This is a genomic window from Paraburkholderia sp. C35, assembly GCF_003121405.1.
Classification (GTDB): domain Bacteria; phylum Pseudomonadota; class Gammaproteobacteria; order Burkholderiales; family Burkholderiaceae; genus Paraburkholderia.
Genome location: NZ_QBUY01000050.1, coordinates 43,314 through 59,771, shown reverse-complemented (window position 1 = coordinate 59,771; position 16,458 = coordinate 43,314). Strand labels below are relative to the sequence as shown.

Annotated in this window: 10 protein-coding genes, 1 pseudogene and 1 riboswitch; of the genes and pseudogenes, 8 read left to right on the top strand and 3 right to left on the bottom strand. The window is 60.4% G+C overall.

From position 1 onward, the window contains the following. Nucleotides 1-41 precede the first annotated feature (41 nt). Nucleotides 42-272 (top strand): annotated as a pseudogene (locus tag DK391_RS25765) (amino acid:proton symporter); the annotation flags it as partial. Nucleotides 273-553: 281 nt separating this feature from the next. Further along, on the top strand, nucleotides 554-1,468 hold the full coding sequence (locus DK391_RS25760) for a glutaminase (RefSeq protein WP_109480827.1): 915 nt from the start codon (nucleotides 554-556) through the stop codon (nucleotides 1,466-1,468). Between the two features lie 34 nt (nucleotides 1,469-1,502). Here the strand turns inward: DK391_RS25760 and DK391_RS25755 are convergent, their stop codons facing one another. Then, complete coding sequence (locus tag DK391_RS25755; protein ID WP_109480826.1) at nucleotides 1,503-3,902, bottom strand: carbohydrate-binding family V/XII; 2,400 nt, start codon at nucleotides 3,900-3,902, stop codon at nucleotides 1,503-1,505. A gap of 115 nt (nucleotides 3,903-4,017) precedes the next feature. After that, entirely contained in the window at nucleotides 4,018-5,187 is a 1,170-nt protein-coding gene (locus DK391_RS25750) for a porin (protein ID WP_109480825.1), read from the bottom strand. Between the two features lie 379 nt (nucleotides 5,188-5,566). On the opposite strand from DK391_RS25750, the gene DK391_RS25745 reads away from it, so the two are divergent. The 3 genes from DK391_RS25745 (at nucleotide 5,567) to DK391_RS25735 (ending at nucleotide 10,096) form a co-directional block, all read left to right on the top strand. Continuing rightward, nucleotides 5,567-6,508 carry a LysR family transcriptional regulator gene (locus tag DK391_RS25745; RefSeq protein WP_109480824.1) on the top strand — a complete coding sequence of 314 codons (942 nt, stop codon included), beginning with the start codon at nucleotides 5,567-5,569 and terminating at the stop codon, nucleotides 6,506-6,508. A 117-nt stretch (nucleotides 6,509-6,625) separates the two neighbouring features. Next, nucleotides 6,626-6,715: riboswitch (glycine riboswitch) on the top strand. Between the two features lie 163 nt (nucleotides 6,716-6,878). Beyond that, complete coding sequence (locus tag DK391_RS25740) at nucleotides 6,879-8,102, top strand: D-amino acid dehydrogenase (RefSeq protein ID WP_109480823.1); 1,224 nt, start codon at nucleotides 6,879-6,881, stop codon at nucleotides 8,100-8,102. A 623-nt stretch (nucleotides 8,103-8,725) separates the two neighbouring features. Next, the gene (locus tag DK391_RS25735; protein ID WP_109480832.1) at nucleotides 8,726-10,096 is read left to right on the top strand and encodes a trypsin-like peptidase domain-containing protein; all 1,371 of its coding nucleotides are present in this window, start codon (nucleotides 8,726-8,728) and stop codon (nucleotides 10,094-10,096) included. Between the two features lie 760 nt (nucleotides 10,097-10,856). On the opposite strand, the gene bamA is transcribed toward DK391_RS25735, so the two are convergent. Beyond that, nucleotides 10,857-13,166 carry an outer membrane protein assembly factor BamA gene (gene bamA / locus DK391_RS25725; protein ID WP_109480822.1) on the bottom strand — a complete coding sequence of 770 codons (2,310 nt, stop codon included), beginning with the start codon at nucleotides 13,164-13,166 and terminating at the stop codon, nucleotides 10,857-10,859. A 265-nt stretch (nucleotides 13,167-13,431) separates the two neighbouring features. On the opposite strand from bamA, the gene DK391_RS25720 reads away from it, so the two are divergent. The 3 genes from DK391_RS25720 (at nucleotide 13,432) to DK391_RS25710 (ending at nucleotide 16,416) form a co-directional block, all read left to right on the top strand. Further along, nucleotides 13,432-13,623: a hypothetical protein gene (locus tag DK391_RS25720; protein ID WP_109480821.1), complete on the top strand. Its 192-nt coding sequence runs from the start codon at nucleotides 13,432-13,434 to the stop codon at nucleotides 13,621-13,623. Continuing rightward, nucleotides 13,616-14,020, top strand: coding sequence for a hypothetical protein (locus tag DK391_RS25715; protein WP_109480820.1), 405 nt, complete (start codon nucleotides 13,616-13,618; stop codon nucleotides 14,018-14,020). The genes DK391_RS25720 and DK391_RS25715 overlap by 8 nt, the downstream gene beginning before the upstream one ends. A 140-nt stretch (nucleotides 14,021-14,160) precedes the next feature. Continuing rightward, nucleotides 14,161-16,416, top strand: a complete 2,256-nt coding sequence (locus DK391_RS25710) for an LPS-assembly protein LptD (protein ID WP_109480831.1) — start codon at nucleotides 14,161-14,163, stop codon at nucleotides 16,414-16,416. Nucleotides 16,417-16,458: the final 42 nt, after the last annotated feature.

The following is a 16,458-nucleotide window of genomic DNA, read 5'->3' as shown; positions in this document are numbered from 1 at the left end:
ATCTGAAGGCGCCTTGGGTGCGCGGGGCCTACTAGCACGAGATGTCGATCCTGTCGCTGATCGGCAGCAAGCAGTTCGGTGGCATGGGTGTGTTGCCGTACGGCTGGGATATGGTGGTGGTGATCGTCTGCGCGCTGATTTTCTATTACTGGGGCGTGCATACGGGTTATCGGAGCGAGTACCTGGATGAGCGCGATGCGGTCGATGGCGGCAAGACATCGGCGTATGCCACAAGCGGGCTAGAAGGCGACGAGTGGATGTCGGCGCGGTAACGGTCCGATCTGGCTGTCTGCTTTTGCCGGTCTTTCGGGGTTTGCGGTTTCGCTGAGATCGGCGATATGAGTTATCCCTTCACGCGTCGTCCCGCACAACGGCGACGCGTGAAGTACGAACGCAAGCCGCACATGCCGGCAAAAGAAAAAATCAGAAACATCAAACGTTTCAGTACAGAATAGCGGCTGTTCTCGCGGTTCTTCCCATTCACGCGCAGAAGCCGCGCGACGAACGATGCGGCGACTGGCTCCTGGTCTACTATCGAACCCCAACCTCATCGATGGACTACGCCGGCATCCTCGAAAAGATTCACGTCGACCTGCAACCATGGCTCGGCAAAGGACGCGTCGCCGACTATATCCCCGAGCTTGCGAAAGTGCCCGCCGACAGCTTCGGCATGGCTGTCGTCACGACATCCGGCGAGGTATTCCGCGTTGGCGAAGCCGATACCCGCTTCTCGATTCAGAGCATCTCGAAGCTGTTCACCTGCACGATGGCATTCAGACTGCTGGGCGACGCATTGTGGCAGCGCGTGGGCCGCGAGCCGTCGGGCACGGCGTTCAACTCGCTGGTGCAACTCGAAGCCGAGCAGGGCAAGCCACGTAATCCCTTCATCAACGCGGGCGCGCTCGTCGTGACCGATGTGCTGTGCCGCCGCTTCGTCAAGGCCGAAACTGCCGTCGTCGAATTTCTAAGGCGCGTGACAGGCGAGCCGTCGATCGACTACGACATGCGTGTCGCGCAATCGGAGCTGGCGCACGGTCACCGCAATCGCGCGATGGCGCACTTCATGGCGAGCTTCGGCAACATGGAGATGCCGCCTGAGGTGGTGGTGGACGCGTATTGCCGTCAGTGCGCGATTTCGATGAGTTGCGTCGAACTGGCAAAAGCGGCGCTCTATCTGAGCAACGGCGGCGTCGTGCCGTCGACGGGCGAGCGCATTCTCGATTCGAGCTCGGCAAAACGGCTGTCGGCGCTGATGCTCACGTGCGGCACGTACGACGCGGCAGGCGACTTCGTCTACCGCGTAGGCTTGCCCGCGAAGAGCGGCGTGGGCGGCGGCATCGTGGCGGTACTGCCGGGTGAGATGGCCGTATGCGTGTGGTCGCCGGGACTGGACAAAAATGGCAACTCACTCGCGGGCGTGATGGCGCTCGAGTGGCTCACCACTTTCACGGATCAATCGATTTTCTGACGCCGCGCGCAATAGTTGGCGCGGCGTCTTCCCGTCAGCGCCGGAAGCCGTGGAATCCGCCGCCGGCACGCGCCGCGCCGCCGAACCTGTCGCCAAAGCCGCCACCGCCAAACCGCTGCTCGCCGACATTGCGTGCTTCGCGCTGCTGATCCAGATCGCGGCTCGTCCTGTCGGTGGGTTGAGTCGTTTGCCAGCCGTCCGACGTGTGTTGTTGCCAGCCGTCGTCTGTCCGGCGGTAGACGTTGCCGTCGTGCCCTGCGTAGACATCCCCGTTGTTCCACGCGACGGCGTTGCCCCGCGACCGGTTTGTGACCACGCCCTTGCTGGCGGTCTGGTATTGCCCCGTCTGCGCGTTGCCCGTTACGCCGAACTCGGCAGCACCGGCGCGGCCTGTGCGTGCGTTGTAGCCCGCAGTCTGGCGTCCCGCCGCATAGTTGCCGTTGTACTGGTTGCCGACGATACCGCCACGGCCCGCACCTTCGCGCCCTGTGACGGGATTGGCGAATGCACCCTGCCGTCCGGCTGCATAGTTGCCCGAGTAGGGATTGAATGCGCCTCCGCGGCCGCCCTGGAAACGGGCGCCCGTGGCAGGGTTATAACCCGCGCCTGCCGTGCCGCGCCATTGTGTGCCTGTCCACGGATTCCAGCCGCTCGTATGGGTGACGGTGCCCTGTCCCCAGCGCCCGTAGAAGTTGGCCTGGTTGATGTTGACATTGTTCCAGCCCGCGTAGCCGCCGCCCCAGTACGGTCCCCAGTATGGCGACGCGCAGCCCCAGATAGCGCCCGCCGCGAAGCCGAATGCGAAGCCTTCGACTGCACCCAGCGCGAAACTCGCGCCATAGCCATAGGTCTGCGGATAGCCGTAGTAGTACGCGCCGACGTAAGGCGGATAGACGTAACCCGTGCCGTAGACGACGGTGCCTTCCGGATCGATCACCACACCGAGATAGCCAGGCGTATAGCCGACGACGACCGCATCCGGCGTGACCGAGTAGATGCGTACGTATGTCACGTAGTGAAGCGGCGCATCGGCGGGGATCGTGTAGATCGCGGCGGGCACCTCCGTCGCGACCTTCCAGCTGCCCGTTGGTGAGGACGCCACAAACCAGACGCCGTTGGCGACCGCGTAAAAATGGCGCGCGTCGAGTTCGATGACAGGCGTAGCGGTGTTGATGGCGTATCGAAGCGAAGTTCCGGGGATGGGCTCGAAGCGCGGCGCGCCGTCGTACGAAACGGTGAGGTGCGCCTGCTGGCGTGACACCGTGGCCGTCTGCGGGATGGTCGCTGCGATCGCAGCTTCTTTCGCTTGCGGCGTACCCGGCACGGATACCAGCACATTGGCCTTCGGATCGTTCGCCGGAATCTTCGCGAAGTCGGCGGGGAGCTGGCTGCCCGGAACGTAGCGCCATGGTCCGTTCGTCGTCGCGGACTGAAACCAGCGGCCCGAGACGAGCACGTAATAGACGTTCGTGGTGGGATCCACGAACACCGCGTGATCGGTATTGGCAACGGTCAGCAACCCCGTGCCATCGACAGGTTTCAGCTGTGCCGGGCCTTGCGTCACGATCAGTTCCGTCGGGTGGGTCGCGACCAGCAGGGCGGGTGCCTGTGCAGCGCGCTTGCCGTTGGACGGCAGCATCGGATCCGCTGGATGTGCCGAAGCCGATTGCTGCGCGGCCTGCGTCAGCGATTGCGGCGGTGTTGCGAGTGCTTGCCACGGGCCCTGGGTGGCTTGCGCGCTGAACCAGAATCCTGCTGCCTGAACATACAGTGTGCCGTCGGTGTCGCGTAGCAGCAGTGCGCGGCTGTTGAGCGCGCGCTGGACGCCCGTTCCTCCGACGGGTTGCCACGCGGGCGCACCGTCGATCAGTACCAGCACGGTAGGCTGTGCGGCGAACACGATCTGCGGCGGATCGTTGTTGACGACCACGCTCATCGTGTTCGACAGACCTTGCGAGGCCGCGTAGCTCGTCTGCAGTTCGTCGAGCGATACGTCCAGGCCCGTCGCGGGCAAGCGTGCGATCAGCGACTGGCGCACGCTGTCGGCGAGACCGGCGTTCGTCGGCACATCGACACTGTCGATTGCGATGCTGGTCAGGCGAACCCGCGCTCGCTTCGTGTCGATTTTTGCAGTCGCCGAGAAATGCGCCACACCGAACGTGGGCGAGCCGTCGATCGCGCCAACGGCAACGGCCGCACGCCCCGCGATGTGATTTCCATCCCACGTTTCGATCTGCGGCTGATACATCTCGACCCGTTCACCACTCGCCTGAAAACTGCGAGGCCACTCAGCCTGTGTTGATGCCGATACCGCGGGCGCCGCCGCATACGATTGAGGAACCTCCCATGCCAGCGCCGTGAGCGCCAGTATCGAAGCCACGAGGTGCGGCCATGGCAACCTGGCGCCGTGCCCGCTTTGAATCATTGCAACCATCTTCGATACCCCCCATCAAGGCAGCGCGACGTGCGCTCAAAGAAAAAAAGCCGCCCCCGAAGGGGCGGTGAAAGCTGGCGGAGACCAGAGAAGACCGATGAAGAAAGTGAGACGATCAGAAGCGGTGACGGATGCCTGCGGAGACGACGTACTGGCTCTTGCTCGTCGACGGCGTTGCCGTGCCGTTGACCTGCGTCAGATTCGTGCCGACCTGGTTATCTGCGCCGATCTGCATGACGCTTTCCGCGTAGAGGTCGGTGCGCTTGGACATCGCATAGTCGGCCAGAACGCCGAACTGATTCCAGTGCGCCGCGCGGTTACCCGTCGGCGAGGTTCCCGGGGTGTTGCGCAAGCCTTGCGTGTACGTGTACGCAGCGCCGAGGCTCATGGCGGGAGTCAGGTTGTATTTCGCGTTGACTTCGTAATTGTTGTAGCGCACCGAGCTGTCGGCGATGTTGTCCTGATAGCGGGTTTGCGTATAAACCGCACCCAACGTCGCCGGTCCGATCGCGTAGCTGGCGCCGAGACCCCACGTGCGCTGGTTCTCGATACCCGGCAGATTCGTCATGGCGAACGTCGGCAGGTTCTGGACTGCGCCCGAGCTATTGGCGGCGTTCAGCCCTTGAATCTGCAGATAGGCTGTCGCGAATTGCAGACCTGCGTACTGATAGCCCGCACCGACGCTATAGGCGCGATTGTTCGTGAAGCCGCCCGCCTGGTTGGAGAAGCCGTACAGGGCGTTGAGCGAGAAGCCCATATAGTTCGGGCTCTGATACTTGACCGAGTTGCTGATGCTGAACGTGCTGTTCAGATTGTCGTTGTCGCCACGGTGTGCGAAGTACGTGCCGCCCCAGGAGCCGGTGGCGGAGATCGGGCCGAGATAATCGGCGACTGAATCGTACTGGCGACCCAAGGTCAGCGTGCCGTAATCGGCGGATGCCAGTCCGACGTACGCCTGGCGATTGAAGAAGCTGCTGCTGGCGAGGCTGCCATTGGTCACGTTAAAGCCGCTTTCGAGGTTGAAGACGGTCTTGATGCCGCCACCCAGATCCTCCGTGCCGCGCAGACCCCAGCGGCTTTGCTGGAGATTGCCGCCCGTCATCCCGAACATCGCCTTGCCGTCCGTCAGGCCATTCGGCGACGTGGGCGAATTGCGCGTGGCTTCGTTGCTCACGTATGTCAGGCCGACGTCGACGATGCCATACAGCGTGACGCTGTTCTGTGCGTGTGCGCTGCCCGCAAAGGCTGCCGATGCAGCCGCGAAAATCAAGGTGGTTTTTTTCATGTGGATGTTCAGTGTGGAGCCTGCCAGTTCGATGGGATTGCCATGTCAGCGATGTGCGAGAGGCCGCTGTGTTACCGGCAGACTCGCGGCCTGAATCGCTCATGCCGGATGAACTATAGGGCGGCGATTTCCGTTCAACTACGGCGATTGTTTGAAAACAGATTTTTAGTAATTCGAATTAAATTGTTTTTAAAATTTAAGTTGATGTATTTTCAAATAAAAGTTATCTCTTTATTTAATGTAATTGATGAATGAACGTTATTTAATGTTGTGGTAGCGCAACATCCGCTAGGCTGATGGTTGATAATTGATTTAATGAGGTAGATTTTGTTTGTTTCATGAAATAAGGCATCCGAAGTTATTTTTTATTGGTGTGAATATGTTGAACCAGTTGCAGGCAATACGAATATTCCTAAGAGTGGCTGAAAACAATTCATTCAGCCGCGCGGCAACGAGTCTTAATCTTTCCAATGCCGTTGTGACGCGCTACGTCGCATTGCTTGAGGCGCATCTCAACGCCCGCCTGGTCAATCGCACGACCCGCAGCGTCTCGCTGACGGAAGCGGGGCGAGTCTATGCGCGCGGTTGCAGGCAACTGCTGGATCTGGTCGATTCGATGGAGTCAGCGGTAACCGACGGCGAGGGCGAGCCGACAGGCACGCTCAAGCTGGCGGCCACGGCATCGTTCTCGGTGGCGGCGCTCGCGCCGTTGCTGCACCGCTACCGGTTGCGACATCCGAAAGTGAAGCTGGATCTCACGCTGCTCCACCAGACGGTCGATTTCGTCGAGGAAGGGTTCGATGTCGGCATCGTCGCGTCGTGGCAGGTGAACGGCAGCACGGTGGTGAAGCGGCCGTTGCTGTCTGTCGGTCCTGTGGTGGTGGCTTCGCCCGGCTATGTGGAGCGGTACGGCGTGCCCGCTTCGCTCGACCAGCTCGCGTCGCACAGTTTCCTCGGGCCTTCGCGCGAGATGCACGGCACCGACTGGACCTTCGCAGCCACCGACGGCAGCGAGGAAACGCTGAATCTCGATGCGGTGTGCACGGTCAACAGCATGATCATGCTTCGGCAACTGGCGCTCGCCGATATGGGCATCGCAATCCTGCCCGAAGACTACGTGGTGGGCGACATCGCTCACGGCACGCTGCTGAGAATGCTGTCCCAGTATCGCGTCACCACCGGCACCAAGGAGCTTTCGCTCGTGTATCCGGGGCGGCGTCACGTGTCGGCCAAGGTGCGCAGCTTCGTCGACTTTACCGTCGAGTACTTCCGCCGCGGTTTTGTCACCCGCACGCCGCACGTCGTCGCCTTGCCGAACTGATCGGCGCGGTGCCTGTCTGGCATGTGCATGGGCATTCATGCGTTGCAGCATCAGCACGTCCGCACGCAGGAAGGGCTTGCCAGGTTGATTTTGCTTCGGTATGGTCGCACTGTTCCACAACGCAGCACGGGAGAGATCGTCCACCGCGACGACGCCGACGGAGCAACCGCCCCGGAAACTCTCAGGCAAAAGGACCGTGCAGCTGGAACATCTGGAGAGCGGCGCCACGCGCGCCCACCGAAGGGGAGCCTCCGCCGTTTGCGGCGCGCAGGCGAAACTCTCAGGTACATGGACAGATGGGGCATCGGCGCCGGCAGCGGTATCTGCACGAAGCGCGGCCGGCGATGCTCAACGAACACTGGACCATGTCATGTCACGAATCGCCATCATCGGCGCCGGGATCACCGGCGTCACGACTGCTTACGCCCTTGCGCAGCGCGGCCATCGCGTCACCGTCTTCGAGCGTCACCGCTATGCGGCCATGGAAACCTCGTTTGCGAACGGCGGGCAACTGTCGGCGAGCAACGCGGAAGTCTGGAACAGCCGCGCCACGATCATCAAGGGGCTGCGCTGGATGTTCACGCGCGATGCGCCGCTCCTGATGAACCCGCGCCCCAACTGGCACAAGTACAGCTGGATCGGCGAGTTCATGCGGCAGATTCCGCACTATCGCGCCAACACTATCGAAACGGTGCGCCTCGCGATTGCGGCGCGCGAGCATCTGTTCGGCATTGCTGCGCGCGAAGGTATCGACTTCGATCTCGAACAGCGCGGCATCCTGCACTTCTACGCGTCGCGCAAGGAGTACGAGTCTGCGCTGAAGGTCAACGCGCTGCTGCGCGAAGGCGGACTCGAACGGCACGCCGTCACGCCGGCTGAAATCCGTTCGATCGAACCGTCGCTGCATGGCGAATTTCATGGCGGCTTTTTCACGCCATCGGATTCGACGGGTGATATCCACATGTTCACGCGCGGTCTCGCCGACGCGTGCGCGCGGCACGGCGTCGAGTTCCGTTACGAGTGCAGTGTGCAATCGATTCAGGAGGATCGCACCGGGCGCCTCGTCATCGCCAGCGAGACGCAGGGGCAGCGCGACGCAGCCGCGTTCGACAGCCTCGTGATCTGCGCGGGTGTCGGCAGTCGCGCGTTTGCTTCGATGGTGGGCGATCACGTGAACGTGTATCCCGTGAAGGGCTATTCGATCACCGTGTGTCTCGACGATGCGAACAGCCAGCAGCACGCGCCTTGGGTCAGTCTGCTCGATGATAGCGCGAAGATCGTCACGAGCCGGCTCGGTGCCGACCGGTTTCGTGTGGCCGGCACGGCCGAACTGAACGGCTTCAATCGCGATATCCGCTCGGACCGGATCGAGCCGCTGATCAGATGGACCCGCGAGCATTTTCCTGGTGTATCGACGGCGCGCATCGTGCCGTGGGCAGGACTGCGCCCGATGATGCCGGGCATGCTGCCGAAGGTGGGACGCGGCAGGCGTCACGGCGTGTTCTACAACACGGGGCACGGCCATCTTGGCTGGACGCTCTCGGCTGCCACGGCGGAAGGCGTCGCTCAGGCCGTGACGGCGGCTTCGGCGTAATGCACAGATCGCTGACAATAGACGCATAACTGTCACAAACACGGGCGACGCGCGTTGCATGACATCGGCATTCCGCGCTCGCCCGATCAGACTCCCAGCGTACCGGCAGTGCCATCGTCGATGCACGCCAGGATTTGTACTCGCTGCAATTTTCCCGCTGCTTTTCTATAAATGAATCAGGACGAACGGGTCATCCGTTCGCGTCCCTGATTGTCCATTGCGGGCAAACATGCAACTCGTTCTCACGTCGACTTCGATCCATCCCAACAAGCATAACGGGTCGATTCCATCCGTCCGCGCGCGCGGCTGGATCGCCATGTCACATGCTGTGCGTCGACGCTCCCGGTTCTGTTTCTTTTCGGATTCTTCGGTGTGCTACGTCACAGTCGCCGGCTGCTGCGCGCGAGATTATTTCTTCACAGTGCCAGGCATCACGAACGCCATGGAGGTGCGCTGTGTCTCACTCGATCCCAACCCGCACACGGTTTTGCACGGCCGTGACGACGGCGTATCTCATCGCCGGCATCACTGCCTGTTTCTGCAGCGAAGCTCACGCGATTGCCGCGTCTGCTGCCGCGGCTTCGACGCCTTCGCCGCCATCGTCACCTGCGAAAGACAAGCGCATGCCGGCGACCAACGCCAGCACGCCGATGGACTTTCCGGCCATCGTCGAGCGTTACGGCCCGGCTGTGGTGAACATCCGGGCGATCGTGCCGGACAGGCCGCAGGCGCCGTCGGCTGCTTCATCGACATCGGCGCCGAGTACGGGCTCGGAATTCATCGACGCTGACGATCCGCTGTTCGCATTCGTCAAGGAAGCGCTGCCACCGTCGAAAGATGGGCAGGGCAGTACGGCGCGCGCGGTATCGGGTGTCGGCTCGGGTTTCATCGTTAGCGCGAACGGATTGATCCTGACGACGGCGCACGTGGTAGATGGCTCCGATGACGTGACGGTGCGTCTGACCGACCGGCGCGAGTTCAAGGCGCATGTGATTGCCGTCGATGCGCAAAGCGACGTCGCCGTGATCCAGATCGACGCGACGAAACTGCCGGTGGTCAAGCTGGGCGATTCGTCGCGCGTCAGGGTCGGCGAGCAGTTGTTGACGATCGGCTCGCCGGACAGTTACCAGAACACGGTGACAGCGGGCATCGTCAGTGCGACGTCGCGCACGCTGTCCGACGGCACGACGTTTCCGTTCTTCCAGACCAACGGCGCGTTGAATCCCGACAACTCGGGTGGCCCGGTGTTCAACCGTGCGGGCGAGGTGGTCGGCATTCACGTTCAGGTGTACGCCGACGGCGACCGCTTCCAGAGTCTCACGTTCGCGATTCCGATCAGCATGGCGAACAAGGTGCGTGCGCAGTTGCAGGCGCAGCATGCTGCTCCTGATGGCGACGCGCACGGCGCATTTGGGATGCAGGTGCAGGACGTCGATCCCGGTCTTGCGGGCGCGTTCGGCTTGCCACGTGCGGCGGGTGCGCTGGTGATCGCCGTCGAGCCTGGCAGCCCGGCTGCTACCAGCCGACTCAAACCGGGCGACGTGATCGTGCAGATCGGCGACAGGCCGGTCGAGCACGGCGCGGACCTCGCCGATCAGGATGACGCGGTGCCGATGGGCACGAAAGTGCCGGTGAAGCTGATTCGCAATCGCAGGCAGATGACGGTGATGGTTAGCGTGACGGCGTCGGGGCAATATGCGAGTAACAGTGTGAGCGACGTGGGTCCGCTCGATCATCTTGGTTTGAGCATGCATGCTCTGACTGACGAGGAGCGACGTACGACGGGTTTAGCCGAGGGCTTGATGGTCGACGATGTGTCAGGGACGGCGGGGCACGCGGGCATCAAACCGGGCGATGTGGTGTTATCGTTGAATGGGACGCTGGTCGCGTCGCAGGATGAGCTTGCTGCGCTTGCCGGGAAGGCTGGGAGGAAGGCTGCGTTGTTGATTCAGCGGGATCATGTGAGGAGTTTTGTTACTGTTGAGTTGAGGTAGGTGTTTTGTTTTCTGGCTTTTGGGCTTTTATTTTGTGGTGGCGTCCGCTCTTTGTTAGTGGTCCGCCTGGGTTGCCCCTGTGCGGGGCAGCACCTACTTTTCTTTGCCGCGGCAAAGAAAAGTAGGCAAAAGAAAGCCGCTGAACACCACCCGCTACGGTCCTTGCCTGCGGGTCCCCAGCCGGTCCTATCCCTCATGCGGCATCGATTCTCTTGATGCCCGCCGCCAGCGCTCTTTAAGAGCGCCTCACCCGCTTTACACTCCCGCGTCTCAGCGGGCTTTACCAGTGAGTCCCAAGCCGCCCAGGTGGCAAACGGTGTGTTGGCCGTCGCGCCTTATACGCTCCACTCCGGACTGAAAAGCAAAGGCGGTGTCTCTTGTAGGATCGCCGACGCATAAGGTACGACAACCTACACACCGTTTGCCACCTAGGCTGCAGTGACGGGTCGCTGCCGCTGGTTGCGCTACGGGTGATTGAAGCGGGGGAGGCGCTTACTCGAAGCGTCAGCAACGAGGATGAAGAAGGGAGATGTCGTGTGAGGGATAGGACCGGTTGGGGGCCCGCAGGCAGCAACTAGCATTGGCGGTGTTAGCCCGCTTTCTTTTGCCTACTTTTCTTTGCGGCGGCAAAGAAAAGTAGGTGCCGCCCCGCACAGGGGCGACGCCTGAAGCACGAAGGCAAATCGCGGATGCCAGCAAACGAAAGAAGAAAAACCAAAAAACCAAAAAACCAAAACCAAAAAACCAAAAAACCAAAACCTCAAAACGAAGTCCCAATCTGAAACTGAAAAACCTGATACTTATCATCCGCATGTCGAACAATCGGAAACCCAACCGACAACTTCAACGGCCCGATCGGCGAAATCCATTCAAGCCCAGCCCCATAGCTATACCGCAACCCATTAGCCCCGGTACTACTTCCTTCATTCCCCCAAACATTCCCCGCATCGACAAACGTAAACACCCGCAACGTACGATCCCACCCAGTCCCCGGCAACGGGAAAGTCATCTCCACATTCGCCACAACCATCTTCGATCCACCGATCGAATCCCCCGTCGACGAATCTCGCGGACCCAGCGAACTCGACTCATAGCCGCGCACCGATCCAATCCCGCCCGCGTAGTAGTTCTTGAAGATCGGATATGCCTTGCCCGCAAAGCCATTACCGTAACCCGCCTGCAGGTTCATCCCGAGAATGAAGCCGCGCGCGAACGAATAGTAGTACTGGCTCTGCACGTCGGTCTTGTAGTACTCGGTTTCACCCGCAGGCGTGCCCACTTCACCATTCACCTGCAACATATAACCACGGCTCGGCACGAGTGCACTGTCACGCGCATCGCGTGACCAGGCCGCTGTCAACGGCACGTTGTTGACGACACGGCCAAACTCGCTGACATAGTCGAGATAGGCTTGCGGCGTCGATGAATCGGTATTGAAACGGTCCTGCTCGATGCCAAGACCAAAGTACACCGTATCGACTTCAGAAAACGGAATGCCGAACTTCAGATCCGCACCAAGCGAGACAATGCGAAAGCTCTCGTCATTGCTGTAGTACAGCGGATAGTTGGTGCGGTAATAGACATCGGAAATGCGCTTGATGCCATCCACCGTGAAATACGGGTCCGTCTGCGTGACGGACAACGTGCGATACGTTTTCGCCGTGTTCACGTTGACGCCGAGACTCGTGCCTGAACCGAATACATTGTCCTGCGTGACACCCGCCGACAACACCACCTTGTCCGATGAAGAAAAGCCCGCGCCAAGCGTGATCGCGCCCGTCGGCTTTTCCGTGACCTTGACATCGACATCCACCTGATCGTTCGAACCAGGCACGGGCACGGTCGTCACGTCCACATCGGTGAAATAGCCGAGACGGTTCACGCGCTCCTTCGACAGCGCAAGCCGGTTCGAGTCGAACCACGCGCTTTCCAGCTGGCGCATCTCTCGCCGTATCACTTCGTCGCGCGTGCGCGTGTTGCCTTCCACATTCACCTGGCGCACATACACGCGCCGGCCGGGATCGACTTGCAGCGTGAGATCGACGGTGTGTTTGTCCGAATCGATTTGCGGCACGGCATTTACCGTCGCGAACGCGTAACCATATTCGCCGAGCCGGTCCACCACTGCTTTTGTCGTTGCGCGCAGTTTGTCTTCGGAGAACTTGTCGCCGGGCTTGATGCCGACCAGTGGTTTCAATTCCGCTTCGCGATCGAGCAGATTGCCCGCGAGCCGGATGCCCGTAATCGTATAAGGCTCGCCCTCGTGCACGTTGAGCGTCAGATACATCTCCTTCTTGTCGGGCGTCAGCGAAACCTGTGTCGAGTCGATCCTGAACTCCAGATAACCGCGATTCAGGTAGTACGAACGCAAGCGGTCGAGATCGGCACCCAGCTTCTCTTTCGAATACAGATCGTTCTTCGTGTACCAGGAAAACCAGTTCGGCGTCGACAATTCCATTTCGTCGCGCAGCGTGCTTTCCGAAAACACGTGATTGCCGATGAAATTGATCTGCCTGATCTTCGCATTCGGACCTTCAATGACGGAGAAGAGTACCGATACGCGTCCGCTATCCACAGGCGTGGTCGTGGTTTGTACTTCTGCAGCGTAATAGCCGCGCGTCAGGTACTGACGCTTGAGTTCCTGTTCGGCCTTGTCGATCAGCGCCTTGTCGAAAGGGCGGCCGCGCGAGAGGCCGACTGCTTTCAGCGCCTTGACGAGGGTGTCTTTCTCGAACTCGTGAATACCGGCGAAATCGATGTCCGCAATCGCAGGCCGCTCGATGACGTGCACGACTACGACATCGCCATCCAGCGATACCTTCACGTCATTGAAAAGGCCCGTATCGTAGACCGCGCGCACGGCCTGCGAGGCCTTGTCGTCCGTGAACACATCGCCGCGTTTGATCGGCAGATTCGCGAGCAGCGTTCCCGCTTCAATGCGCTTCAGGCCGTCGAGCCGGATGTCCTTGACGATCACGGAATCGTCCGCATGCGCGATCGATGGCGTCAGCGTCGTCGCGCACAGGGTGAGTGCGCTGGCGAGACAGATAGTTGATGCTCTTTGTTTCATCGAAGATCTTGTTGGAGGCGGAACGCGACTGACTACGAAAAGCCGCGAGTATAGGAATGCGCCTCTTGCTCAGGGTTACTTCAAACTTTCTGAATATTTGTTGCCGCTTGAAAGGAACAGCATGGCAATGCGCAGCGGCGCGTGCTGCCGTGGCGACAGCGCGAAAGGCGGGAAAGGTGCAGCTAAGAATCGGTAGGGCTGTGGTAACGCGTCGAGAGCGAAGGTGGCGTTATCGTGCCGACTCCAACTACCTGAGTCCTCCGCCATGCTCGAACATATCGATCCCGTCGTACTGGTTGCTGTGTTGCGCGCCAGTTCCTCGCCGCTCTTCTCCGGCTGGCTCGCCAGAGCGTCTTCCTATGAACCGTGGGTCGAAGACACGCGAGTGCATCGTCTGAGCGAGACGGGCGTGAAGATTGGGACGCATGCAGGCACGGGCGAGGTGCGCCATGTCTGAGCCGACAACCCATGTGGTCAATTCGATCGCCGATCTGCAGATGACGGAAGACGGCATGTATCTGCTGATACATGGCAATCAGCCCGCGACAGCCATTCACCGTTCCGTGCTCGATCAGTTGCTGGTCGCACTGCCGAATGCGATCGAGCACTCGGATCGCATTATCAATGGCAACGCGCATACGGCGTTTGCGTATCAGAGTTACGGCTGGGAGATCGGACGGTTGAACGGTACGCAGACGGCTGTGATCCGTTTCAGGCTCGCGGGCAACATGGGCATTTCTTTCTCGCTGCCATGTGAGCAGATTGCTCCGCTAATCGAGGCCTTGAACGGTGTGGCCGCCTCTGTGGGCGCCACCGTTGCGCCAGTCAGAAGCGACGCCGTGACGTTGCAGTAAGACGCTCTGGACGCATCTTCATTCGGGCCGGCGTCCGCCCGTCAATCAGACGCCACGATTCCGCTTTGATATTCCGTCGAGAAGTCCAGGGCCTTGTTATCAGGCCCATTGCTGCATGGGTGCTTTGCCTGCTCGCGCCGATGCACGCGTACGCACAGCTTGCAGGCGATGCCGCTAACGCCGAACGTCTCACCGATGCATGGAGCTTGCGCCTCGCGCCGCAACTCGCCGAAACATCGAATCCACCTGACACCAGACCCGCGACCATTGCACTGGGGAACGCCGTCACAGGCACCGTCGATACCGACATCTCGCTCAAGGGCGCAGCCGAGTTGCGCCGCTATGGTTTCGTAGTGAAAGGCGACGCACTGCATTACGACGTCGATAGCGATATGGCAGATGCTTATGGCCGCGTGGTGATCATTTCGAAAGGCGATGTATTTACCGGGCCTTTCAGCCAGTTGCGCGTGAATGCGAACGAGGGCTTCATTGCACAGCCCAAATACCGGTTCTATCTGAACGGCGGATGGGGCAGCGGCAAGCGCGCAGATCTGCTCGATAACGAGCGTTCGAAGATCGTGGACGGCACGTACAGTACCTGCGCATGCGAGACGAACCCCGCTTGGTATATCCGCGCATCGCAGTTCACGATGGACAGTGGCGCAGACGAAGGCGTTGCGCACAATGGCGTGCTGTACTTTCAGAACATTCCATTGCTCGCAAGCCCGTGGCTGTCGTTTCCACTTGACGGCGCACGACGCAGCGGCCTGCTGTCGCCGACGTGGTCGATAAGTTCGAAGAACGGCGTGGACATCACGGTCCCTTACTACTTCAACATCGCGCCTAACTACGATCTGACCATTGCACCGCGTTACATGTCGAAGCGCGGTGAAATGCTGAGCGCGGACTACCGGTATCTGACCGACAACTCATCCGGTTCGCTGTCGGTTGCTTACCTGCCTGACGACATCACGACCCACGAGCGCCGTTATTCGATCGATTTCGATCATACGTGGCGTATCGGTTCGGGCTTTGCTGCGTATGTGAACTACAACCGGGTATCGGATGCGAATGTATCCACCGACCTCGGCTCGGGTAGCGCATTTCCGACCAGTTCGACCACGCTGTACCAGCAGGAAGCGGGGCTCACGTACAACGACGGCCCGTGGTCCGTGCTCGCGCGCGAGCAGCACTGGCAGTCGTTTTCCAGCGACACGACGTATAACCGCGAGCCGCAGGTCAACGTGCGCTACAACCGCTACAACGTCGGCGGGTTCGATTACGGTTTCGAAGCGGACGCGACACGCTTTACGCTTTCATCTGAAGATGCGACGCAAGGTACGCGTTTTGTTTTCAATCCTTTTGTCAGCTATCCGATCGTGCGGCCAGGCTGGTTCTTCACGCCGAAGATCAAATGGCATTTCGCTTCGTACGATCTCACGTCGATTGCATCCGATGCGCCCGCTGGACAGCCGCGCAACGTGAATGTCAACGTGCCGACCTTGAGTCTCGACTCGGGCATGACGTTCGAGCGCGCGGTGCGTCTCTGGGGCGGATCGTATATCCAGACGCTCGAGCCACGGCTCTATTACGTCTATACGCCTTATCGCAATCAGACTTACGCACCGCTCTTCGATACGACAGAAGCCGATTTCGGCCTCGGTGAGCTGTTCACCGATAACGCGTTTGCAGGTAACGACCGTGTATCGGATGAAAGCCGCGTGACGGCTGCACTGACGTCGCGGCTGATCGACGCTGCAACGGGTGACGAGCGCGCGCGCTTCGTGATTGCGCAGCGTTACGATTTCGTGCAACCGCGTGTCACGCTCTACGACACGGAAAGCACGGCCAACGTCGCGCGGACCAGCCTGATAGTGGGCAGCTCGATCAAAGTCGGTCCCGATCTCAATCTGCAGAATGCGCTGCAGTACAGCCAGGCGAACAACTATCTGACGCAAGGCTCGATCGGCTTCGCGTGGTCCCCGGCGAAGGCGCACGTGCTCAATGTTGCGTACCGTTACACGCGTGCCAACACGACGCTGGATTTTGAGCCTGTGAACCAGTTCATCGTGTCGGGGCAATGGCCGCTCGCGAAGAACATTGCCAGCGTCGCACGCATCAATTACGACATGAGCACGCATCGTCTGATTGCGGGCCTGCTCGGGCTGCAATACGACGCGCAATGCTGGTCGCTTGCGCTTGGCATGGAGAAGTACACGAATGCGACGGGCAGCACGTCGCCGAGCACAGGGACACGCGTGTTGATGCAGCTTCAGCTGAAAGGGCTGTCACGCGACGATCGCGGGTTGCTCGATCAGTTCAAGGCGGACGTGCCCGGCTATTCGTCGCCGGGAGAGGAAGAGCCGCCTGTGTCGCGGTTTAGCGAATATCAATAACGGAGCGTGAGCCAGGAAATATCGTGTAAGACACAGCCAAAC

What these genes read in the sequence shown, in the direction of transcription:
- DK391_RS25760 (WP_109480827.1), top strand. Translation starts at nt 554, where the DNA reads ATGGACTACGCCGGCATCCTCGAAAAGATTCACGTCGACCTGCAACCA.
- DK391_RS25755 (WP_109480826.1), bottom strand. Translation starts at nt 3,902, where the DNA reads ATGGTTGCAATGATTCAAAGCGGGCACGGCGCCAGGTTGCCATGGCCG.
- DK391_RS25750 (WP_109480825.1), bottom strand. Translation starts at nt 5,187, where the DNA reads ATGAAAAAAACCACCTTGATTTTCGCGGCTGCATCGGCAGCCTTTGCG.
- DK391_RS25745 (WP_109480824.1), top strand. Translation starts at nt 5,567, where the DNA reads ATGTTGAACCAGTTGCAGGCAATACGAATATTCCTAAGAGTGGCTGAA.
- DK391_RS25740 (WP_109480823.1), top strand. Translation starts at nt 6,879, where the DNA reads ATGTCACGAATCGCCATCATCGGCGCCGGGATCACCGGCGTCACGACT.
- DK391_RS25735 (WP_109480832.1), top strand. Translation starts at nt 8,726, where the DNA reads ATGCCGGCGACCAACGCCAGCACGCCGATGGACTTTCCGGCCATCGTC.
- bamA (WP_109480822.1), bottom strand. Translation starts at nt 13,166, where the DNA reads ATGAAACAAAGAGCATCAACTATCTGTCTCGCCAGCGCACTCACCCTG.
- DK391_RS25720 (WP_109480821.1), top strand. Translation starts at nt 13,432, where the DNA reads ATGCTCGAACATATCGATCCCGTCGTACTGGTTGCTGTGTTGCGCGCC.
- DK391_RS25715 (WP_109480820.1), top strand. Translation starts at nt 13,616, where the DNA reads ATGTCTGAGCCGACAACCCATGTGGTCAATTCGATCGCCGATCTGCAG.
- DK391_RS25710 (WP_109480831.1), top strand. Translation starts at nt 14,161, where the DNA reads ATGCACGCGTACGCACAGCTTGCAGGCGATGCCGCTAACGCCGAACGT.